The 22818-nt window shown below is 39.6% G+C and carries 20 protein-coding genes and 2 tRNA genes; 11 read left to right on the top strand and 11 right to left on the bottom strand.

Annotation, left to right across the window (positions count from 1 at the left end; translation table 11 throughout):
* Positions 1–230: 230 nt before the first annotated feature.
* Positions 231–593: a DUF3718 domain-containing protein gene (locus tag P3J6_RS11140; RefSeq protein WP_198523040.1), complete on the top strand. Its 363-nt coding sequence runs from the start codon at positions 231–233 to the stop codon at positions 591–593.
* Between the two features lie 83 nt (positions 594–676).
* Here P3J6_RS11140 and P3J6_RS11135 read toward each other — a convergent pair whose 3' ends face one another.
* Positions 677–1369 carry a DUF445 domain-containing protein gene (locus P3J6_RS11135; RefSeq protein ID WP_178955826.1) on the bottom strand — a complete coding sequence of 231 codons (693 nt, stop codon included), beginning with the start codon at positions 1367–1369 and terminating at the stop codon, positions 677–679.
* 121 nt (positions 1370–1490) lie between these two features.
* On the opposite strand from P3J6_RS11135, the gene P3J6_RS11130 reads away from it, so the two are divergent.
* Complete coding sequence (locus P3J6_RS11130; RefSeq protein ID WP_198523039.1) at positions 1491–2360, top strand: fructosamine kinase family protein; 870 nt, start codon at positions 1491–1493, stop codon at positions 2358–2360.
* Between the two features lie 108 nt (positions 2361–2468).
* A complete protein-coding gene (locus tag P3J6_RS11125; RefSeq protein ID WP_008464077.1) occupies positions 2469–2672 on the top strand; it encodes a CPXCG motif-containing cysteine-rich protein in 204 nt (67 codons plus the stop codon).
* On the opposite strand, the gene P3J6_RS11120 is transcribed toward P3J6_RS11125, so the two are convergent.
* Complete coding sequence (locus P3J6_RS11120; RefSeq protein WP_198523038.1) at positions 2669–3295, bottom strand: riboflavin synthase subunit alpha; 627 nt, start codon at positions 3293–3295, stop codon at positions 2669–2671. The two genes, P3J6_RS11125 and P3J6_RS11120, sit on opposite strands and share 4 nt — an antisense overlap.
* Before the next feature lie 190 nt (positions 3296–3485).
* On the opposite strand from P3J6_RS11120, the gene P3J6_RS11115 reads away from it, so the two are divergent.
* From P3J6_RS11115 to P3J6_RS11100, 4 genes are all read left to right on the top strand, one after another.
* Positions 3486–4841, top strand: a complete 1356-nt coding sequence (locus tag P3J6_RS11115; protein WP_198523037.1) for an MATE family efflux transporter — start codon at positions 3486–3488, stop codon at positions 4839–4841.
* Positions 4819–5868, top strand: a complete 1050-nt coding sequence (locus tag P3J6_RS11110; RefSeq protein ID WP_198523036.1) for a DUF3080 family protein — start codon at positions 4819–4821, stop codon at positions 5866–5868. Before P3J6_RS11115 ends, P3J6_RS11110 begins: the two co-directional genes overlap by 23 nt.
* 236 nt (positions 5869–6104) lie before the next feature.
* Positions 6105–6181: transfer RNA gene (locus P3J6_RS11105), tRNA-Val, on the top strand.
* A 153-nt stretch (positions 6182–6334) separates the two neighbouring features.
* Positions 6335–6411, top strand: a tRNA-Val gene (locus tag P3J6_RS11100).
* A gap of 709 nt (positions 6412–7120) precedes the next feature.
* Here the strand turns inward: P3J6_RS11100 and P3J6_RS11095 are convergent.
* Positions 7121–7618 carry an REP-associated tyrosine transposase gene (locus P3J6_RS11095; RefSeq protein WP_198523035.1) on the bottom strand — a complete coding sequence of 166 codons (498 nt, stop codon included), beginning with the start codon at positions 7616–7618 and terminating at the stop codon, positions 7121–7123.
* 311 nt (positions 7619–7929) lie between these two features.
* On the opposite strand from P3J6_RS11095, the gene P3J6_RS11090 reads away from it, so the two are divergent.
* Positions 7930–8745, top strand: a complete 816-nt coding sequence (locus P3J6_RS11090) for an amino acid ABC transporter substrate-binding protein (protein ID WP_198523034.1) — start codon at positions 7930–7932, stop codon at positions 8743–8745.
* Here the strand turns inward: P3J6_RS11090 and P3J6_RS11085 are convergent.
* Positions 8742–9665, bottom strand: coding sequence for a hypothetical protein (locus P3J6_RS11085; RefSeq protein ID WP_198523033.1), 924 nt, complete (start codon positions 9663–9665; stop codon positions 8742–8744). The genes P3J6_RS11090 and P3J6_RS11085 overlap by 4 nt on opposite strands.
* Positions 9666–10010: 345 nt before the next feature.
* Here P3J6_RS11085 and P3J6_RS11080 point away from each other — a divergent pair, with 345 nt between their 5' ends.
* Entirely contained in the window at positions 10011–10910 is a 900-nt protein-coding gene (locus tag P3J6_RS11080) for a substrate-binding periplasmic protein (RefSeq protein WP_198523032.1), read from the top strand.
* Between the two features lie 73 nt (positions 10911–10983).
* Here the strand turns inward: P3J6_RS11080 and prpF are convergent, their stop codons facing one another.
* The 5 genes from prpF to P3J6_RS11055 all read right to left on the bottom strand — a co-directional run bounded on the left by prpF (position 10984) and on the right by P3J6_RS11055 (position 17768).
* The gene (gene prpF, locus P3J6_RS11075; protein WP_198523031.1) at positions 10984–12156 is read right to left on the bottom strand and encodes a 2-methylaconitate cis-trans isomerase PrpF; all 1173 of its coding nucleotides are present in this window, start codon (positions 12154–12156) and stop codon (positions 10984–10986) included.
* A 13-nt stretch (positions 12157–12169) separates the two neighbouring features.
* Positions 12170–14779 carry a Fe/S-dependent 2-methylisocitrate dehydratase AcnD gene (gene acnD / locus P3J6_RS11070; RefSeq protein ID WP_178955813.1) on the bottom strand — a complete coding sequence of 870 codons (2610 nt, stop codon included), beginning with the start codon at positions 14777–14779 and terminating at the stop codon, positions 12170–12172.
* Between the two features lie 128 nt (positions 14780–14907).
* Entirely contained in the window at positions 14908–16032 is a 1125-nt protein-coding gene (gene prpC / locus P3J6_RS11065) for a bifunctional 2-methylcitrate synthase/citrate synthase (RefSeq protein ID WP_198523030.1), read from the bottom strand.
* Positions 16033–16056: 24 nt separating this feature from the next.
* Entirely contained in the window at positions 16057–16935 is an 879-nt protein-coding gene (gene prpB, locus P3J6_RS11060) for a methylisocitrate lyase (protein WP_008109898.1), read from the bottom strand.
* Positions 16936–17054: 119 nt separating this feature from the next.
* Positions 17055–17768 carry a GntR family transcriptional regulator gene (locus tag P3J6_RS11055; RefSeq protein WP_198523029.1) on the bottom strand — a complete coding sequence of 238 codons (714 nt, stop codon included), beginning with the start codon at positions 17766–17768 and terminating at the stop codon, positions 17055–17057.
* A gap of 265 nt (positions 17769–18033) precedes the next feature.
* On the opposite strand from P3J6_RS11055, the gene rsmF reads away from it, so the two are divergent.
* A complete protein-coding gene (gene rsmF, locus P3J6_RS11050) occupies positions 18034–19473 on the top strand; it encodes a 16S rRNA (cytosine(1407)-C(5))-methyltransferase RsmF (RefSeq protein WP_198523798.1) in 1440 nt (479 codons plus the stop codon).
* Between the two features lie 960 nt (positions 19474–20433).
* Positions 20434–20805, top strand: coding sequence for a GxxExxY protein (locus tag P3J6_RS11045; protein ID WP_138609732.1), 372 nt, complete (start codon positions 20434–20436; stop codon positions 20803–20805).
* Between the two features lie 575 nt (positions 20806–21380).
* On the opposite strand, the gene P3J6_RS11040 is transcribed toward P3J6_RS11045, so the two are convergent.
* Both P3J6_RS11040 and P3J6_RS11035 read right to left on the bottom strand, forming a co-directional pair.
* Positions 21381–22094 (bottom strand): VpsP family polysaccharide biosynthesis protein, encoded by a 714-nt coding sequence (locus tag P3J6_RS11040; RefSeq protein WP_198523028.1) that lies wholly within the window; start codon positions 22092–22094, stop codon positions 21381–21383.
* Positions 22087–22815, bottom strand: coding sequence for a tyrosine-protein phosphatase (locus tag P3J6_RS11035; protein WP_198523027.1), 729 nt, complete (start codon positions 22813–22815; stop codon positions 22087–22089). The genes P3J6_RS11040 and P3J6_RS11035 overlap by 8 nt, the downstream gene beginning before the upstream one ends.
* Between the last annotated feature and the right edge of the window lie 3 nt (positions 22816–22818).

Here is a 22818-nt window from a genome sequence, read left to right as displayed (position 1 = left end):
CGTCAATAGCGAGCCTATTGCAAGTAAATTCAACGCAGTTAGCGCTGAAAATAGCTGCTTGAGATAGATTTATTATCCATAGTTCAGGTTACTTATGAACAACTTTTCATACACCTACAAAATTGCACGATTTCTATACACATCTTCTTACAGCTTACCCCATTCAGTTAACAACATTCCGGCTACATTAAGCAATACTTAAGTTGCATATAAACAAAGAGGCAAATACTATGATTTCTTTCAAAGCAACTCTATATTCAACTGTATTATTGGGCGCAGCAACATTAACAGCTCCTGTAATGGCGGCCACTTTTGTTGCCGCTGATTCATTACCCGGTACCCAAGCTTGCATGGCCGTTGCATCTAACAAAAGACTGACACTGCTCAGAACAATGAAAGATCTACGTATAGATAAACATGTAATTAGCAAAAAATTACTCTGTAATGATTTATCAGTGGGTGACTTTGTAACGCTGTATGATTTAAATAAATCAGCACGCTTTTTAAATATTGAAGCATCTACTAGTACGTCAATAAGAGATTTAGCAAAAGCAAACAAACCGCTTGTGGTTATTATGGCGGGGTCTAAATAATATTACAGGTTTTAAATGCGTTTAATTTACTCGAGTCAAACACGTTAAGCAGGGCTTAGCACCTGCTTAACGTATATTTATTATTAAATAAGCGCTGCCAACAAACCAAATAAGCCACCAAACACCCCACCCCATACAACGAGCCAACCTAAGTGTTCGCGGATCATGGTTTGAATTATTTCTTTCACCATTTTAGGGGTGAGTTCATCTAAGCGTTCATCCACTAACTTAAGCACCGTATTATGCAAACTTTCCGCGTTATTACCTTGGGTTAACATATCGCTTAATAGTGTTTTAAAATCGTCGGTGTCGCTTATTTGCACCAGTGATGATTGCATTTTTTCAATAAACTTTTCTCGCATTGGCTCAACGGCTTCAGTGCCGCCAAACATTGCAAGCATGCTACCAAATTGTGATTGCTCAATAACCACTAACAAATTATCGAATGCGGGATTTAAATCCACCTTATAAATAACTGACTCAAAGTCTATCGTTGGTTGAGCCTTGCTTAGAAGCTTGTCTATTTTATGCTCAGAAAAGAACTCCGTAAGTATTAAGTTTCTTATAGCCACTTTAAAACTTTCAAACTTAAGTGCAATCACACCCGAACCATATAAAAACGGCACTTTTTCAAACAGCATATGAATAGCGAGTAAGTTTGTAACTGCACCGGAGAGTGCAAATAAGCCCACAGAAAGTACAATGGTTTGTTCAAATACAAAACCAATAACAACACAACACGCTGCTAATAAGTTAGTGATAAAACTTTTATTCATTTTTATTCCATTTCAGTGATTTGTATCAGAAATTGATAGTATTAATTTTACACCGATTAATTTGTTTATTTAATCCCTTTTTGCCATAGTTTATTTATAGGTTTAAAAGGTGACTATTGTTATGTGGAAAACAATCAATCAAGAGATCAGCCAGGCTATCCATTATGATTTTAAACACACCCATAAACGTCAGTTGCAAAACACATCCACCGATAAGTTGTTTCATTTAAGCGATGGCAAGCACAATTACTTAGTTAAAGTTGGGCAAAAACATGAGCTAGAGCGCTTTGAGGCTCAAGCTCAAGGCTTAAAACAGCTTACTCAAAACAGTGTATTTATGGTGCCAGACTGTATTATAACTGGGGCCAATATAGAATACGCCTTCATTGTATTAGAGTGGCTTACATTTGATGAGCTTCCCCACACTCATTGGTCAACTATGGGGGAGCATCTTGCCATGTTACATCAAAAACACCAGCAAGCGATGTTTGGTTTTGATACCGACAATTATTTAAGCTCAACGCTTCAGCCTAATCAGTGGCATAAAAAATGGGATGTATTTTTTGCAGAAGAACGTATTGGTTGGCAATTACAACTATTAGCTGAAAAAGACATTGTACTTTCAGACCCCGAACAACTAATAAATTTAGTAAAAGAGACACTGCATAATCATCATGTTTTACCCTCATTATTACATGGCGATTTTTGGCGTGGTAACCTGGGCTTTGTAAATAACATTCCGACCTTTTTTGACCCCGCCTGCTATTACGGTGATCGGGAAGTCGATATTGCTATGAGCGAGCTCTATGCTCCCCTTCCAGAGGATTTTTATGATACCTACAAGCACCACTACCCTTTAGCACAGGGTTATGAGCAACGTAAGCTTGTTTATCAGCTTTACCCTGTTTTAAACAACGCTAACATTTTTGCGGGTCATTATCTAAATCAGGCTAAAGAGCACGTTGATAAACTAATAAACTTACTAGACTAAACTCGTAAACTAAAATAAATGCAGTAAACAAGATATAAGCACTATATTTAGTGTAAGCCCGTTGTGTGCTACCCACGTAAAAAAACTTAGTTTTTATGAGGTGTTATTATGAAAGACTTTTTATCACAACGCATCGCCTGTCCACATTGTGGACACCATATTCATTTAGATCTCGATGCCAGTATGGGCGATCAAGACTACTATGAAGAATGTAGTGCCTGCTGTAACCTTATACACTTGAACATGCATATAGACTATGCACGTAACAAGTTAGAGTTACATGTGGACAGCGATGACGAACAAATATTTTAGCTATGTTGGCGCATGTAGTTTTCAACGGTGTTAATAATTGTGTAGGTTTGCTGGTCGACTTCAATATTGAACTCATCACCCACAACGGCTTCACCTAAATTAGTTATATCGAGTGTTTCTGGTATTAGATGCAACCAAAAGCCAAACTCATCAATATTACCCACCGTTAAACTTGCACCATTAACAGATACAAATCCTTTGTATAGCACATATTTTTGCCATTTTTGTGGCAGGCTGAGCTGTATTTTGTAGTTGTTTTCTAACTTCACTATTTGCGCAATTTTTGCGGTGCAATGAATATGTCCAGATACAATATGTCCACCCAACTCAGTACCAAATGACACTGAACGCTCGTAATTAACTAAACTACCCAATTCCAGTTGCCCAAGATTAGTTAGCTGCAGAGTTTCGTCAATAACATCAAAATGCACTTGAGCAACCACATCGTGATTACTTAGCTCTACTTTTACCACAGTCAAACAGCAACCATTTATAGCGATGCTGGCACCTAAGTCTAAATGCTTCGCGTATTGCTCATTGACAGAAACTACCAGACGCAATACGCCCTGTGCATGGGTTTTAGAAACTACCGTTGCTTGAGTTTGAATAATACCGGTAAACATAAAAATCGCTTCTATTTCTTACAAAGTGCTAGTTTAACGTATCAAAAGACAAAATCATTCACTTAATAGCACTTATTCATGGTTATTTTCACCACCAAGATGAATTAAATACAAACACCGACCACCAGCATAGCTTGGCTGATCACAATAGATTACAATGCGACTATGTTTTTCTGAATAGCTGTTTTTTATGACTTTTTGTAGTTGGGAAGCCAAACGTTTACTTTCTCTTGCCGTTCCCGTTTTTTTAGCACAAGTAACTTTAGTATTAATGTCTGTGGTTGACACCATTATGGCCGGACAAGTGAGCCCTACCGATTTAGCTGCACTATCAATTGCAACGGGGATATGGAACCCAATTTTATTAGCAATACAAGGGATTTTATTAGCATTAACGGGCGTTATTGCCCAATTCGCTGGTGCTAAAGATCGTAACGGCATCAGCCATTATTTTCAGCAAGCCCTTTATTTAACACTCCTTTTAAGTATTGCTGGTTTTAGTGCGGCGCAGCTTGCCAATACTGTTATTTTACAGCTAAACACCACCCCAGCAATTGCTGGACTTGCCTTTGACTACATTCATTTTGTTAAGTGGGGTGTGTTTGGCTTTTTAATTTTTACCGTTTATAGAAATATGACCGAAGGCATGGGGATGACCAAGCCTGCATTTTATATTAGCCTACTAGGGCTTGCGGTAAACATTCCACTCAATTATATTTTTATCAATGGTTTATTTGGCCTACCAGCTTTTGGCGGAGCCGGTTGTGGTATCGCTACCGCACTCGTATTTACTGTTATGGCCATTGCGCAGGTGACTTATTGCCAGCTCAGCAAAAAAGTAGACGCCAAAGGCTTATTAGCGGGCTTTGAAAAACCTAACTTTAAAACCATAGGTATTATTACCAAACTCGGTATTCCTATATCACTAGCCACTTTTTTTGAAGTAACCTTGTTTGCCTGTATACCTTTATTTATTGCGCACTTAGGTGCGGTGGCCGTATCTGGCCATCAAATTGCAGCCAGTGTTACGGCACTATTATTTATGATGCCTCTTAGCCTCTCAATTGCAATTAGCATACGAATTGGTAATTTATTTGGGCAAAATCATTTAGACCAATTAAAAGTAGCCGTGTCTACAAGTTATATTTTAGCGGCAATTATCGCCCTATTTATCGCTTTTATTACTTTTATAGGTCGCGATGTGATTAGCCAGCTTTATAGCGATAGCCCTGCGGTACTCGCACTTGCTTCATCAATTATGATTTTAGCCTGTATTTATCAACTTCCTGATGCATTACAAGTAGCTGCAAATGGTATATTGAGAGGCTTAAAGCACACAGCCCCTATTTCTTATATTACTTTTATCTCTTATTGGTTAATCGGCTTTAGTTTAGGCTACGTATTAGCAAGAACAGACTTAATAGTGCCAGCAATGGGCCCGCATGGTTTTTGGATAGGCATTATCGTTGGATTATCAGTTGCAGCTGTACTACTGATGCTGACAGTGCATAGGCGATTTAAACGTGAACCATTTATTCTCTCTTAAACAATCTATAAATAACACACTGCCACTTAGTTGGTTACTGGCAGTGTGTTGTGTATTTCTTTTTGGCTGTTCAGAGCAGCCCAGTGAGGCAAATAAAACTTATTTGTCTCGCTTAAGTAGTACCTTTCAAGTTCCCGAGCCAAAGAGAAATCCACTGCAACAACTCACGTTAGTCGCGCCTAAAAATACCTTTCAGCCCGCAATTAAAATTGGTATAACTGAACTTGCTGGTATTAGCCAATGTAAACTGAACGTTTTAATAAGCGAGCATAATAATCAGTTAGGTAAAACGGCCACCGCTGCTAGTCAATTGAAGTACCAAATAGATTTTATTCAAAGCGCGCAAAACTGTTTAAATAGCTTGGATAAACAAAGCAAGATTTACAACAAAATTGCTGCGGCAAAAACTCAAAAACAAGCTCAGCTCACTCAGTTTTTCAACAATATGTTATTTAGTGAACCCGAGCTCAACAGCAGTTGGCAATTAACCGGCCAAGAGCTCAGCACTCAACCGGCTGGGTTTAGCGACACAGTTGAGGGGCTTAAAAAGCTAACTACCATAAAACAGCTAATAGAAAACCAAAATAGTATGGCAATAAACAGTGATGATATTTTGTCAGCGCTTGAGCCGCTTAACAAATACGAGTTTAACCAACAACTTATTCAAGCCGCGCGTGAACAAATTAGCTTAAATCATGCGGCCACCCAGTTTGTAAATACTTTAACGCTCGAAGATATATGCCCAAAGGGTAAAAACAAGCAGCAAGCTAAAATTGTCAGTAATATATTCAATAAATATTACTTGAAACAAATTCAGCCTTATCAAGCGCAGCTTAGTGGTTATTTAGAAACATTGCAGCCGCTGTATATGCAACTGTGGTTTAATCAAGCAGTAAGCAGTGAAGGAGTAAATGCCCTTCTTGACCCAAACGCTAAAAATTTACTCGCTCAGCTAAAATCGTCAGCAAAAGAGCATGTTATATGGTGGCAAAAATTTTATAAAACGTGTGAAATCAGTCCAATATGAATAAAAAAACGGCAAATAAACTCAAATAGCATAAACATGCTTGATTCACTCCTCATCACGCTATATATTAGCGACCGTTGTTAAGCAATTAACAACTCTTAAATACATGCAATACGACTGTAGCTCAGTTGGGCGAGATTGGACCGAAGCGAAGCTTCGCAGCCGAACGAGGTGGAGGCAGGACGCCGACAGGATGAAGCTTCATGGACGAATTAAATAGTATGTAGACTTATAGTACGACTGTAGCTCAGTTGGTTAGAGCACTACCTTGACATGGTAGGGGTCGGTGGTTCGAATCCACTCAGTCGTACCAAAATTAGTAAAAAATGTATTTAAAGTACGTTGAAGGAAACTCCACTACCTACTCTTGATCACCCGGTCCAGAGGCCAGTGGTTCGAATCCACTCAGTCGTACCAAGTATACTTTACCCTTTAAAGTATATTTAATTTAAGAATTTCAAATTGTACGACTGTAGCTCAGTTGGTTAGAGCACTACCTTGACATGGTAGGGGTCGGTGGTTCGAATCCACTCAGTCGTACCAATCTCCATATCTATAAAAAAGAAAAAGCACTACCTACTCTTAATCACCCGCTCCAAGGTCGGTGGTTCGAATCCACTCAGTCGTACCAATCTCCATATCTATAAAAAAGAAAAAGCACTACCTACTCTTGATCACCCGGTCCAGAGGTCGGTGGTTTGAATCCACTCAGTCGTACCAATCTCCATATCTATAAAAAAGAAAAAGCACTACCTACTCTTGATCACCCGGTCCAGAGGTCGGTGGTTTGAATCCACTCAGTCGTACCAATTCAAAAACACAGCACTACCTACTCTTAATCACCCGCTCCAAGGGTCTATAGCTCGAATCCACTCAGTCTTACAAATTCAAAAAAAGAACGTAGGTCGGTTAAGTGGCGAAGCCACGCCACCCGACATTGGTGAAACATCCGACATAAAGCAAAATCTGCACGGGTAATGATTAATATCCAACACCGTCGGATGACGCCTTTGGCTTATCCAACCTACTTTAATTATTGGGTACGTAGGTCGGTTAAGTGGCGAAGCCACGCCACCCGACATTGGTGACCCCCCGACCCCAAACATCACCCAACATAAAGCAAAACCTGCACCGATATTGATTATTATCCAACACCGTCGGATGACGCCTCTGGCTTATCCAACCTACGTTAATTATTGAGGACGTATGGGAAACACCCGACATCAATAAACACTCACAGAAAATGTATTAATTATTCCCCACACCAATTACGGTTGTATATTCCTGATGCAACCGCTTTATGAAAGCTTGAATAAGGCCAATCAATCACCCACTCAACCAAACCATGTTTAAGCGGGTTAACATGCACATAATTTACATGCTGCCAATAATCACGTTCATCAACAATAGTATGCTCCCAAAAACGGCGTTGCCAAATCCCTCGTTCATTTTTATTAACGCGTGCAAGTGGTAAATGTTCGTTTTTAGGCAAGCCTTTAGAAAAACGTTTTTTAATTTCGCGCCAACGGCCAGAATAATCGCTATCACCTTTGGGTAAAGTTAACACTGCATGCATATGATCAGGCAACACTACCCACGCATCAATATAAAATGGTTTATGCATTTTTTCCCAGCGCACAGCCTCACGCAATAAATCAATATGCTCAACCAGTAATGATTTTTTACGATCCTGCAAATTAACCGTAAAAAAATACGTTCCTCCTGGTTGATAATTTCGACGATATCTCACAAAAAATCTCCTTATAATAAACGACTAAACATCGTCGGATGACGCCTCCGGCTTATCCAACCTACGTTAATTGTTGGGAACGTAGGTCGGTTAAGTGGCAAAGCCACGCCACCCGACAATGGGTAACCCCCCAATATCAAAAACACTCCAAAAAAGCGCACTCGATCTACACTTGCTTAATAAATATCAAGTAACATCCATTTAATCACCCTGCAAAATTAGAATTTATTGCTTGATAATTCATACTATGTTAACAAATAGACTATCTTATAAATTAATACATCAAAAGCACGCTAAGGAAGGATTTAACTATGAAGTTTGTTACGCTCATTTTACTAGCCTTACTTGGTTTTTCAGTTGAAGAAGCTCATGCAAAAACTGTGGTAAAAGTAGGTGGCTATGAGTTCCCTCCTTATATAGAAATTGTTGATGGGCGTGCTTCTGGTCTTACCGTTGAATTAATAAGCGAGCTAAATAAAATACAGCCTTCTTATCATTTTGAATTAGTACTAACCACACCCATTCGTCGCTTTAAAGATTACCAAAATGGCCTATTCGATTCGATTTTTTTTGAGAACCCAGATTGGGGATGGCTACAGGGAAACAATGTAATTAGTAACTCCCCTGTTGTAGCCATAGATACAGAAGTATTTATTGCTTTAAAGCAATTTGCCAAGTCTCAAGCCTGGTTTGATAACTTAGCAGATAAAACCTTGGTGGGTATTTTAGGCTACCATTATCCGTTAGCTAATTACGAAAGTAGCCCCTCAGTTCTTGAAAACGAATATAAAATGACTTTATTAAGCAGCCATAAAAGAAGTATTGAATTAGTATTAAAAAAACGCAGCGATAGCGCTATTGTTACTCGTTCTTACCTAAATCAATACTTTAGCAAGTATCCAAAAAGCAAGCGTTTGCTACTTGTGTCTGAGAGAGTGGCACAAACCTATAATCATCAGTTATTACTTCGCCCAAACCACACGCTAGATATAAGCACCTTGTATAAATGGGTAAAGCAAGCGCTCACGCAAGACAATATTGCAGCTAGGCTAAAGCAACTTGGGCTTAAACAACCCCCTCAAATTACACCTTTACTGCTGACTAGCCAAACAAATACTGCTAATTAATGGCAGTAACTAGAAAACTTACTATTCTCATCATTTGTCGCAAACTCAACTAAAGTCATCAGTAAATCACTGTGCTTATGAGTAAACCCGGTATTAGCAAGACGTTTTTCTAAATAGGCGGTAAAGTTCTTTCTCTGCTGATGTTGGCTTTGTAGCTTAATTAATAGTTCTGACTGTTTTTGGTTAATTAATCGTGTCTCGTATATCGGGTCTTCATCCGGCCAATTCTCAACTGGAGAACCCTTTTGTTGAAATACAAAATCACTCAACGAGCGTTCTATTTCATTATAATCATGCCCACCTAGCAGTTTTTCTATCTCTTTTAGTAAACTTGAGTACAAAACCCGAGGAAACAGCTTGTAAAAGTCATGATTTTTGAAAGATTCACCAGAGGGCGTTTGTTGCCAATTTTCAAAGCTTGCTCGTAAAGCATGCACCAATATACGACCAACATAATGGCTTTTTTGAAACGAGACGCCTTGTGACTCTAATCTCGATAAAACATGGTTTAATCGTTGCTTTAAACTGCGTACTTCTAGTTGAAGTTCGCTTTTTTGAGCCTCTAGTAATTGTATTTCGTCAGCACTTGTTGTTATTTTTTGTTCTAATTTATTTATTTTGACTTGCGCACCATGAAACAAATTACGTGTATCTTTGAGCTCTGCCAATACACTGGCATTTTGTAATTTTATAGGCGAACTATCATCACCTGTATAGGTTATGGTTCGTTTACTGTTTATTAATGCTTCGTTTAACGCCTGCTCTAATTTACTGTCTATTACTTGACCAGACTTACTACCTTTTAGCAAGTTGGTTAAAGTTAAAGAAATATGTTTTTGATACCAATTTTGGATGTGCTCACACTGCACATCAGATAAATTAGCAAACGGATTATCTTCACTTATTGGCTTATTAGCCATAAAAGTTCCCTCTAGTAAAAACACCTATAATTATCATACCAATTGCATTAAATTAGTGTTCTATTATGGCGCCTGAAAATAACGTAATAACAAGACGAAAGCTATAACATATAGTTATTCTATATAAATAACTTTACGCAGTAAGTGTGCCATTTAATACGATAGAATGATCATTTTTAAAAATCGGTATTGTGTCATATTTAAGTTAAGTTACTTATTTTTGTATATTAATAGCTATCGCTTTTTAAGGCTATACTTATATTGTTTGAATACTGAGAACATTTAAGTTGTTTATTCCAGATAACCCACTAAACTTAAGTGCACATATAAAAATGCATTATCCTTATGAGAATATTTTTAGTCGTTGCCTTACTTTTATCCTTCTTTACTTACGCAGATCCTGCGCCTGTAACCTACAATGTTGACGATAAAAATATTACTCTTCCAGGTAAAAAATATAAAAGTGGTTATGGCTATAATCTAAATGCTGATACCGTACTTCGTTTAGTTACACTCAACTGGCCTCCTTATATAGACGATAACCTATGCAATAAAGGCTGGCTTTACCAGCTTACAGTTAGCATGCTGGTTAAGCGTGGTTATGGCGTTCATATTGAGTTTTACCCTTGGGCGCGTGCAGTTCGTGAAGCAGAGCTAGGCAAAGCCGATATATTATTCCCTGAGTACTATATTGCCGACGACGTCATATCTGAAAATATTTTAACCAAAACACGCAATCAGTTATTAGCACTATCAGAACCTATTCCAGGTGGCGATTTATCGTTTGTTGCACTTAAAGATCACACCATTGAATACGATGGCAGTATTAACTCTGTAAAAAATCGGGTTATGGGCGTAGTTCGCTCATATAAAAATAGTGACGAACTCGATGAACTGATTAGCCAAGGCAAAGTAAAAACCATTGTTGCAAACAGTGAGTATCAACTCATTCACTTGCTTTTAAACGGTCGCGTCGAGCTTATTGTTGCCGATTTAGAAGTACTTAAAGCCAGCGTTTACAAGTCACCTTTATCAAATAGAGATAAAAAAGTGATGCTAAATGCACTCGTTGCATTATCACCAAGTATTGAGTACAAAAATCTGCATTTTTCAGTAAGTAAAGATACATCTAATTGGCAATCTATTTTAGCTGACATCAACGATGAAATTGCCATTATGCGTAAAAACAATACTTTTGAACGTTTTATCGCTCATAAAAAACAACAGTGCTATAACCTAGGGTAATTAACGATTTATTTTAAACTACATGGTAACTATAAAGCTGATGCTCTCAAAGCCATCAGCTATTATACAATGTTTAAAAATCAAATGGCGCTCTTACCCAGCCTTCCATTAAAACACGCGCGCTGCGGCTCATACTGGCTTTGCTAACCTGCCATTGGCCATCTGTCAAAATCGCCTCTGCTCCCACTTTTAATGTGCCTGAAGGATGCCCAAAGTTAACTTCATTAATAGCTCCACCACCAGCGGCTACATTAACTAAGGTGCCTTTTATCGCTGCTGCTGTGCCAATAGCAACGGCTGCTGTACCCATCATGGCATGATGCAACTTGCCCATCGACATCGCGCGAACCAATATACTTATGTCGCTGGCATTTATGTGCTTACCACTTGAGGATATATAATCATGTGGTGCAGCCACAAATGCCACTTTAGGTGTGTGTTGACGTGCTTGTGCTTCATTAATATTATTAATTAAGCCCATTTTCACTGCACCATGGGCACGAATGCTTTCTAACATAGTTAACGCCGCATTATCGCTATTAATATCACCTTGCAACTCTGTACCGGTGTAACCAATATCCGCTGCATTTATAAAAATAGTCGGAATACCAGCATTGATCATGGTTGCTTTTAACGTGCCTACGCCTGGAACTTCTAAATCATCAATCACATTACCTGTCGGGAATAACGCACCATCACCATCAGCAGGGTCAATAAATTCCAGCTTTACTTCAGCAGCAGGAAAGGTAACACCATCTAACTCAAAGTCACCGGTTTCTTGTACTTCACCATTGGTCATGGGTACATGCACTAAAATGCTTTTTTTAATGTTTGCCTGCCATACACGCACAATAGCAATGCCATTATCAGGCACTCTACCTTTATCGACTAAACCATTGCTGATGGCAAACGCGCCTACAGCAGAGGTTAAATTACCGCAGTTACCGCTCCAATCTACAAACGCTTTATCAATCGCGACTTGACCAAATAAGTAATCAACATCGTGATCGGGTTGCTCACTTTTACTTAAAATAACGGTTTTACTGGTGCTTGAGGTTGCGCCACCCATACCATCAGTTTGTTTACCATAAGGATCGGGGCTACCAATAACGCGCAATAATAAGCTATCGCGCGCCTCACCTGCCACTTGGGCAGGTGCAGGTAAGTCAGTTAAATTAAAAAACACGCCTTTACTGGTGCCGCCGCGCATGTAAGTCGCTGGCACTTTAATTTGTGGTTTAAACATCTGTTTTATGTCCTTATGATGCTTGTGTTGCTTCTAAAAAGTCTTGCGCAAAGCGTTGTAACACACCACCCGCAGCATATATAGAGAGCTCTTCTTGCGTATCTAATCTGCATTTCATTGGCACAGTGACTACTTCACCATTTTTACGGGTAATCACTAATTCTAAAGTTGCCCCTGGTGCTGGTTCGCCCTTAACATCATAGCTTTCGCTACCATCTAGGCTAAGTGTTTTGCGGGTTGTACCTGCAGCAAACTCCAGTGGTAGCACACCCATACCAATAAGGTTAGTACGGTGAATACGCTCAAACCCTTCAGCTGCAATAACCTGAACACCAGCAAGCCTAACACCTTTTGCCGCCCAATCGCGCGACGAACCTTGGCCATAGTCAGCACCGGCAACAATTATAAGCGGTTGCTTACGTTGCATGTAGGTTTCGATGGCTTCCCACATACGCGTGTTTTCACCTTCTGGCTCTATGCGCGCGTACGATCCTTGCTTCACTTCACCGTTTTCATCCAATACCATTTCATTCAATAGTTTAGGGTTTGCAAACGTGGCTCGTTGTGCGGTTAAGTGATCGCCTCGGTGCGTTGCATATGAGTTAAAGTCTTCTTCTGGGACGTTCATTTTAGTTAAGTATTCACCTGCAGCGCTGCTTGCCATAATTGCATTAGAGGGTGATAAATGATCGGTGGTAATGTTATCGCCAAGTACCGCTAATGCACGCATACCACTCATACTGCGCTCGCCTGCTAATGCACCTTCCCAATAAGGAGGGCGACGAATATACGTACTTTCAGGGCGCCAATCGTATAATGGGTCGTTATCTTCGCCGTAATCAACGGTTAAGTTAAACATTGGCTCGTATACTTTTCTAAACTGCTCAGGCTTAACACTTTGCTTGATCACTGCATCTATTTCTTCATCAGATGGCCATAAATCTTTTAAGGTTACATCGTTACCTTGCTGATCTTTACCGAGGATATCTTTTTCTATATCAAAACGGATGGTACCGGCAATTGCATAAGCAACCACAAGCGGTGGAGACGCTAAAAATGCTTGCTTAGCATACGGATGAATACGACCATCAAAGTTACGGTTACCCGAAAGCACCGCTGTTGCGTATAAATCGCGATCAATTACTTCTTGTTGAATTTTAGGATCTAGTGCACCACTCATCCCGTTACAGGTGGTACAGGCAAAACCAACAATACCAAAACCAAGTTGCTCTAGCTCTGGTAATAAGTTTGCATCTTCAAGGTACGATTGCACTGCTTTAGAACCCGGTGCCAATGAGGTTTTAACCCAAGGTTTACGCATTAAACCTTTTGCATTGGCGTTACGCGCCAATAAACCTGCAGCAATTACATTACGTGGGTTACTGGTATTAGTACAACTAGTAATAGCGGCAATAATACACGCGCCATCTGGCATTAAGCCTTCTTCGTTTTCAACAACGCCCGAAATACCTTCTTTAGCTAAGTCGCTAGTAGATACACGACGGTGCGGATTTGAAGGCCCTGCAATGTTGCGCCCTACACTTGATAAATCAAATTTAAGCACACGATCGTAATGCGCTGTTTTTAAGCTGTCGCTCCATAGCCCTGCTGTTTTAGCGTAGTTTTCTACTAGTGCAATTTGCTCTTCGTCGCGACCTGTTAAACGTAAGTAATCAATAGTTTTATCGTCAATGTAGAACATAGCCGCGGTTGCGCCAAATTCTGGGGTCATGTTCGAAATAGTCGCTCTATCACCAAGGGTTAGTGCATCAGCACCCTCACCGTAAAACTCGAGGTAAGTCGATACCACACGTTGCTCGCGTAAAAATTCGGTAATAGCCAATACAATATCGGTTGCAGTAATGCCCGGTTGGCGTTTACCGGTAAGTTCTACACCCACAATATCGGGTAAACGAATGTACGATGCGCGCCCTAGCATTACACTTTCGGCTTCAAGGCCGCCCACGCCAACAGCAATAACACCTAACGCATCAACATGCGGTGTATGGCTGTCGGTACCTACTAAAGTGTCTGGGAACGCAATACCATCACGGTTTTGAATAACCGGCGACATTTTTTCAAGGTTAATTTGATGCATGATGCCATTGCCCGGTGGGATCACATCAATATTTTTAAACGCAGTTTTTGTCCAGTTTATAAAATGAAAACGATCATCGTTACGTCTATCTTCAATCGCGCGGTTTTTCTCAAACGCTTCAGGGTCAAAGCCTGCATGCTCTACCGCTAACGAGTGATCGACAATTAATTGTGTTGGCACAACCGGATTTACTTTTGCAGGATCGCCGCCTTTTGCAGCAATAGCGTCGCGCAGACCCGCTAAATCAACTAAAGCGGTTTGCCCTAAAATATCGTGACATACAACGCGTGCCGGATACCATGGGAAATCTAGGTCTTGCTTGCGCTCAATAATTTGGCTAAGCGCATCGGTTAGCATATCGGGTTCACAACGGCGTACTAAGTTTTCGGCAAATACCCGCGAACTGTAAGGCAGTGTGGCGTAAGCACCTGGTTTAATGGCATCTACTGCGGCCTGGGTATCGTAGTAATCTACATTTGAGCCTGGTAATGGCTTACGGTATTGAGTGTTATTAATAATGGTCATAATAAATTCGCTAATTTGGTGACGGGGTTAATCAAGACAGGCTTTAGATTTGAAGGTATATTGTTTGCATAATTTGCTAAAGCCGTAAAAGGTGAGTTGGTAACTCACCTTTTGTATGGACTATATGTTTATCTTGATTCAATTGGCGTGTAGCTGCGCGCATCTGGCCCTGTGTAATCGGCACTTGGGCGAATTATACGGTTATTTGCACGTTGCTCTTTTACGTGTGCTGTCCAACCGGTTACTCGGCTCATTACAAAGATAGGCGTAAATAACTTAGTAGGAATACCCATAAAGTGGTAAGCCGATGCATGGAAAAAGTCAGCATTACAGAATAACTTCTTCTCACGCCACATTACTTCTTCACAGCGAACTGATACTGGGTAAAGCACATCGTCACCCACTTCTGCGGCTAATTTTTCAGACCATTTTTTAATAATTACATTACGCGGATCCGACTCACGGTAAATAGCGTGACCAAAGCCCATAATTTTATCTTTACGCTCAAGCATGCCCATTAGCGCGTCTTCAGCTTGATCAGCACTAGTAAAACTTTCAATCATATCCATTGCGGCTTCGTTTGCACCACCATGCAGTGGGCCACGTAAGGTACCAATTGCACCAGTAACACATGAGTGAATATCAGAAAGCGTTGATGCACACACACGACCGGTAAAGGTAGATGCATTAAACTCATGCTCTGCGTACAAAATTAGTGAAACATTCATCACTTGTGCAAATAACTCGCTTGGTGCTTTATCATGTAATAGCGTTAAAAAGTGTGCGCCTACTGAGTCATCATCAGTTTGTGTTTCAATACGAACACCGTCATGAGTAAAACGATACCAGTAACAAATAATACTTGGGAAAATTGCCACCATGCGGTCAATCGCATCGTTTGCTTCGCTAAAGTCATTTTCCATTTCAAGGTTACCTAGCATAGAACAACCAGTACGCATTACATCCATTGGGTGTGCGTCTTTAGGGATGTTCTCTAGCACTGTTTTTAACGCCTCTGGTAAACCACGTAAACTTTTAAGTTTAGCTTTGTACTCTGCCAGTTCGCTTGATGTTGGTAGCTCGCCGCGTGAAAGTAAAAACGACACTTCTTCAAACTGCGCTCTTTCAGCCAGTTCGCTAATGTCGTAACCACAGTAAGTTAAACCTGAGCCTGTTTGCCCTACTGTACATAATGCCGTTTGTCCTGCTACTTGACCACGTAAGCCTGCGCCACCTAATGCTTTATCTACCATGATTTGTCTCCTGTTGAATTTTTATTATTTGTCAGATTTTGCTGAAAAAAGGTTATCTAGCGTGTTTTCGTACGAGTGATAATCTAAAAAGTCGTAAAGCTCTGCACGCGTTTGCATGTTTTCAATTTGGCTTTGTTGCGACCCTTCATTCAAAATAGCCGAGTAAACATTGAGTGCCGCTTTATTCATAGCTCTAAATGCACTTAGTGGGTAAAGCACCATTTCTACACCCACATCGCTTAACTGCTCTTTGGTATAAATTGGGGTTTGGCCAAACTCGGTAATGTTGGCTAAAATCGGCACATTAATCGCTTTGCTAAATGCTTGGTAATCAGCAAGGTCGTGAACGGCTTCTGCAAAAATGGCATCGGCACCGGCTTCAACACAGGCTGCTGCGCGGTCTATTGCTGCATTTAAGCCTTCTTTTTGAAATGCATCAGTACGCGCCATAATGTAAAAGTCGCTATCGGTTTTAGCATCAACTGCCGCTTTAATACGGTCTACCATTTCAGCTTGAGTAACTATTTCTTTATTAGGGCGATGGCCACAACGCTTTTGCGCTACTTGATCTTCAATATGAAAGCCTGCTGCACCTGCTTTAGTCATTTCTTTAACGGTACGGGCAATATTAAACGCCCCGCCCCAACCTGTATCGGCATCCACTAACAAAGGTAAATCGCTAGCACCGGTAATACGGCGAATATCTTCAAGCACGTTATCAAGGCTAGTCATGCCTAAATCTGGCATACCAAATGAGGCATTAGCCACACCTGCACCCGATAGGTAAATAGCTTGATGGCCCATTTTTTCAGCCATCATTGCGGTATACGCGTTAATAGTACCCACAACTTGTAACGGGTGGTTATTTGCAATTGCCTGTTTAAATTTTAATCCTGCTGACATTACCTTCTCCTAACTTTGAACGGGGCTGCTCTTTGGCAGCTTAGTATTTTTTAATAATGTTACATCTGTATTAGGGTCTATTGACCTTTCAAGGTTTAATCCGCAAAGATCAACAGACCCTAGCTAGCCACTTCATTTTGAGTGGCTTGTAATGATTGATATCCATCAAATTTTGTTTGTATATTTGCTTGGGAAGCACTGATATGGCGCTTCATTAGCATTTCGGCCAGCTCCCCATCATGATTTTCTATAGCGTTTATAATCGCTAAATGTTCGTCAAACGCTTTCGATACGCGTGGCCCAACCATGCCCATTTGCACACGGTACATTCTTATTAGCTGGTATAGGTCGTGGCATAACAAATGAATTAAGTGAGCGTTTTTACTGCCTTTGATGATTCGATAATGAAAGTCTAAGTCGCCTGCTTCTTGATAGTACGACTCACCTTCTTTAACACGTTGAGTATGCAAATGCTGATTCAGTAATTGTTTCAAACCTTGAACTTCATCTGGTTCCATATTGTCGGCAGCTAACCTACATGCAAGTCCTTCAAGGGCACTGCGCACTTGATACACCTCAATTAAACGATCTGCGGTTAATGCCACAACACGACAACCTATATTGGCTTTGCGCTCAACTAAGTAACAACTTTCTAAACGGTTTAATGCCTCTCTGAGGGTTGCACGGCTTACACCATAACGTTTTGCAAGCTCTGGCTCTGATATTTTACTGCCTTGTGCAATGCTGCCTTCTACAATTTCGCGGCGCATATCTACAAACACTTTATCGGAAGCGGTTGTAACTGCAGTGTCGTTTAAAAAGTGCTGTGTCATAAAGTATTTTTATATTGTCGACAATTTATGGGTTAACTATGTGCTTATTAGCTAACAGTGTCAACCCTAAAAGCACTAAGAATGAGTAAAAAACCATCGAATTGTCGACAGCATTAGCTAAAAGTATAATAATTTTTAGTATTAAATGCGTTTTTCATAATAAGGTGTCGACACTTTCAAAGTGCTACTATTTCGGCTTTAACACTGAAAAAAATCGTCAAAAATGCTATTATCCGGCTTTAAATTTTATTGTATGAGCCAAATCGTGGACGCTAACACTTATATTCCAGAGCAATTTATTGATGACGTAAAAACTTATCTGCCTGAGCACCTTACCTTAGATGATTTTTTAAATGCCTGTCGTCGACCTTTACGTAAGTCTGTTCGCGTTAATACATTAAAAATGAGTGTTGAAGAATTTAAACGCCACGCAGCTCAAAAAAATTGGCAACTCACTGCCATACCCTGGTGCGATGAAGGTTTTTGGCTAGAGCGCCCAAACGATGAAGAGCAAAATTTAGCGCTAGGTAATACCGACTTACACTTAAGCGGCGCAATGTACGTACAAGAAGCAAGCTCAATGTTGCCGCCAATGGCACTAAAGCACAGCCTGCAAACTAGTAACACAGTACTCGATATGGCCTCTGCGCCGGGTTCTAAAACATCACAACTAGCTGCACTAATGAACAATCAAGGTGTATTGGTTGCAAATGAGCTGTCGTCATCGCGCTTAAAAGTACTTAGTGCCACGCTAAAGCGCATGGGTGTTGGTAATTGTGCGTTATCGCATTTTGATGGCGTGGTATTTGGTAATTATATGTTTGAATGCTTTGATAGTATTTTGCTTGATGCGCCCTGCTCGGGTGAAGGCACAGTTCGTAAAGACAGCGATGCACTAAAAAATTGGTCTATCGAATCAAACATTACCATTGCCCAAGTACAAAAAGAGCTGATTAAAAGTGCATTTTATGCACTTAAACCTGGCGGCACGCTGGTGTATTCAACCTGTACATTAACCCCACTCGAAAACCAGCAAGTGTGTGATGCATTGCTAGAAGAATTTGGCGAATACATCGCGCCAGAGCCTTTAAATGACCTTTTCCCTGGCGCCGAAAAAGCCACTACAGACGAGGGTTACTTACATGTTTGGCCGCAAACCTTCGACAGTGAAGGCTTTTTTATTGCTAAATTTAAAAAACACAGCAGCTGCGAAAACCAAAATCTAAAAGTTAAAAAAGGCGCATTCCCCTTTACTGATTTTGATAGTAAACAGCAAAGTGCGTTTATGAGCTCTCTCAAAAAGCAATTTGGTTTAACGAGTCTACCAGGCACTTTAATGCAACGCGACAAAGAGCTTTGGCTGTTCCCAGATGAATTTGAAGCAATACAAAACAAAATAAAATACGCGCGGTTAGGTATTCAGGTAGGCGTTATTCATAAAAATGGGGTGCGCCTTGCCCATGAATTTGCCACCGTATTTGGTAAGCAATGTAAAAGCAATGTACTGGAACTAAACAATCAGCAGGCCAGTGATTACTTTAATGGCAAAGACATTCGTTTGGATGAAGTTGTTAAGGCAACTGGCGAAGTGATCCTAACCTTATGTGGTTGCCCTATTGGATTAGGAAAGTGGCAAAAAAATAAGGTTAAAAACTCACTACCTAGAGATTTGGTGCAAAACACGCAGTTAATAAACTGGGAGTAAACTCTAACTTAAGTGTGCATAACAATTGTAACCCACTGTAATTATTGTAGTATAAAAAATGAGCAAAAATGTGTATTTTTGAAGCTTTTGACTATACTTAAATAACTTTCTTCTTCTCCCTAAGAATCTGAAAGTGTCTTTAGTTAGCGCAGGGCTCACATATGAGCCCCTCTATAACCCAGAGTTCCTTATAGCTCTGGGTCTTTTTTTGTCTTTAAAACAGGTTTTAGGTTTTAGGTTTTAGGTTTTAGTAATGAGACGCTACGCTTTGGGAAGTGGTGAAAAAACAATTAATCACTTAGGTTAGTGGCTTTATTTTCTCATTTATTTCTCATTCCCTTCTCTCAGTTCAATTAGATCTTTAAGAAAATTATACACAAAGAGGGCTAAGAGACGCTGCGCTTTAGAGGAAGTGATAAAAACAGAAAGCTTTCATTAATAAGGGGCTTAATCGTTAATGTTTACTCATTTACTCCTCATTCGCTTCTCTCAGTGCAATTAGATCATTAAAGAATTTATGCACAGAGAGGGCTAAGAGACGCTGCGCTTTTAGAGGTAGTAACAAAATAATTAGTCACTTAGCTTAGTGGCTTTATTTTCTCATTTACTTCTCATTCTCTTCTCTCAGTTCAATTAGATCATTAAAGAATTTATGCACAGAGAGGGCTAAGAGACGCTGCGCTTTTAGAGGTAGTAACAAAATAATTAGTCACTTAGCTTAGTGGCTTTATTTTCTCATTTACTTCTCATTCTCTTCTCTCAGTTCAATTAGATCATTAAAGAATTTATGCACAGAGAGGGCTAAGAGACGCTGCGCTTTTAAAGGAAGTGACAAAACAATTAATCACTTGGGTTAGTGGCTTTGGTTTCTAATTTAATAAACTATAATCAGGTTATAACGTTAGTTAAGCCTGAAACAAAGCAACTAATTCTTAAAGTTGCTATTGAATGAGGATAATCATGGACATTGACGAATTAACAAAAATAGTTATTGGGTGCGCTATTGAGGTACATAAAACTTTAGGGCCAGGACTATTAGAGTCAAGCTATGAATCTTGTTTAATGTATGAGTTATGTCAGGCTGGGTTAAATGTTAAAAATCAAGTTGAACTGCCAATAATTTATAAGGAACAATATATTGCAACAGGCTATAAGTTGGATATTTTATTATCAAATGAATTAATAATTGAACTGAAGGCCGTTGATAAACTCCAACCTATTCACTCAGCGCAGTTGATTACATATATGAAGCTATCAAATATAAATACGGGCTTATTAATTAACTTTAATACACTAAAGTTAGTTGATGGTATCAAGCGCTTTAATTTATGATTTTTAACTCAACTTGATAGTTAATATTCTCTTAAGTGAAGATGCACAAAGAGGGTTAAGAGACACTGCGCTTTAGAGGAAGTGACAAAAACAGAAAGCTTTCATTAATAAGGGGCTTAATCGTTAGTGTTTACTCATTTACTTCTCATTCGATTCTTTCAGTGCAATTAGATCATTAAATAATTTATGCACAGAGAGGGCTAAGAGACGCTGCGCTTTTAGAGGTAGTAACAAAATAATTAGTCACTTAGCTTAGTGGCTTTATTTTCTCATTTACTTCTCATTCGCTTCTCTCAGTTCAATAAGATCTTTAAGAAAATTATACACAAAGAGGGCTAAGAGACGCTGCGCTTTAGAGGAAGTGACAAAAACAGAAAGCTTTCATTAATAAGGGTCTTAATCGTTAATGTTTTCTCATTTACTCCTCATTCGCTTCTCTCAGTTCAATAAGATTTTCAGGAAATTATGTACAAAGAAAACTAAGAAGTGCTGTGATTACAGAAGTTAAACTTCATGTTTTGGTAGTCGGGTTTCGAGGATAAGCCTAAAACCTACCACCTAATCCCTTTATTTTTTTAACCACAGTATTTATTAAACATCCAACTGCCTCTAACCGCCTCAAAATGAGTTCCAAATTGAAGCGATAAACACACTATAGATAGTCGGTTCATTTCTTTAGCCATACTAAAAATTTTATTAAATTTATAACCATATTTAGAGGCTAATTTAAGCTCGTTCACATAAAGGGCTTTATAGGTGGGTGGTAGTTCATTCCAGTGCATTAACGCAATTTGAATAATACCTAAATGAACATCCAGCTTATATGGGCCAACTTTTTTGGCTTGCTGAATATAATTATATACTCGCTCTGTTGGCCCCTCTTGATAGCTGACAACTTGCGCCAAGCTTATCCAGGTTAGTGCCCAAGTTTGTCTTAACTCAACCGACTTTAACAACGCTTGCTCAGCTTGTTGATATGTTTGCTGAGTATGTTCGATTTGCTCAATTGATGTTGTATCAATACCGGCTAAACCTAGCATTTTTATATGGGCTAAAAAGTGCCAATAATGAGGATGCTCAGGATCCATATTAGTAGCCAAGGTAATCGCATTTTCTGCCGCCTGAAGCGATGAGCCAGACAAAGCGCCACCTGACTCTTGCACAATATTTAGGGCATTAAAGTACCACGCATTTGCGCGCATACTTTGCATACTTGTATAAGCAATAACAATTACTATCATGGCTAAAATAACAGCAGGCACTGCCTTGAACATGTTTAATTTAGTCATTAAATAAACACTCGGTTAGTTGCAGCGGGTTAGTTACAAAAAGCGTTGTGGCCTGCTCTTCACCTAATAATTGCGCTACTGTTTTTCTAGCTTGGCTTAAAATAGGCGGTCGACGTTTGACTGAATGAGCATCAGAGGCAACATAGCTCACTAAACCATCTTTTAACATTTGCAAAGAAATTGCTTGAGCGCTTTCGCCCCACTCACCTTCAATACTCGATGCCGTTAGCTGAAAGTCACAGCCTAACTGCTTTAAGTGTTCAATGTAATAAAGATTTGACTGAATATCGCGGTTACGCTCAGGATGCGGAATAATAACGCGTATATTTTGTTTGGCGAGCCACTGAATAAATTTATCGTAACCTTGTGGCATATGTGAATGCGGTAACTCTAATAGCAATACGTTTTTGCCTGCTATTTTACCAATAAAAGGCAGTTTATTAGCCATCACCATTGCCATAAGTTCTACGTCTAAACGTACCTCTGCAGCAGCCGCTAATTTTACATTAATCCCTTCATTTTTTGCATTTTTTTGTAAGTTTGCCAAATTATCATTAATAACAGAAATCGAATTATTAAAGCGGCCTACATGTATATGCGGCGTTGCTACCATATGCGTAATGCCATCGTTTTCAGCCAATTTTAAAAGCGCTAAAGATTCTGTTAAATCTTTAGCGCCATCATCAATACTCGGCAAAATATGCGTATGAATATCAATCATAAA

Source organism: Pseudoalteromonas sp. 3J6, assembly GCF_903995135.1.
GTDB lineage: Bacteria > Pseudomonadota > Gammaproteobacteria > Enterobacterales > Alteromonadaceae > Pseudoalteromonas.
The sequence above is the reverse complement of the archived record's forward strand: the minus strand, read 5'-3'. Positions and strand labels throughout refer to the sequence as shown.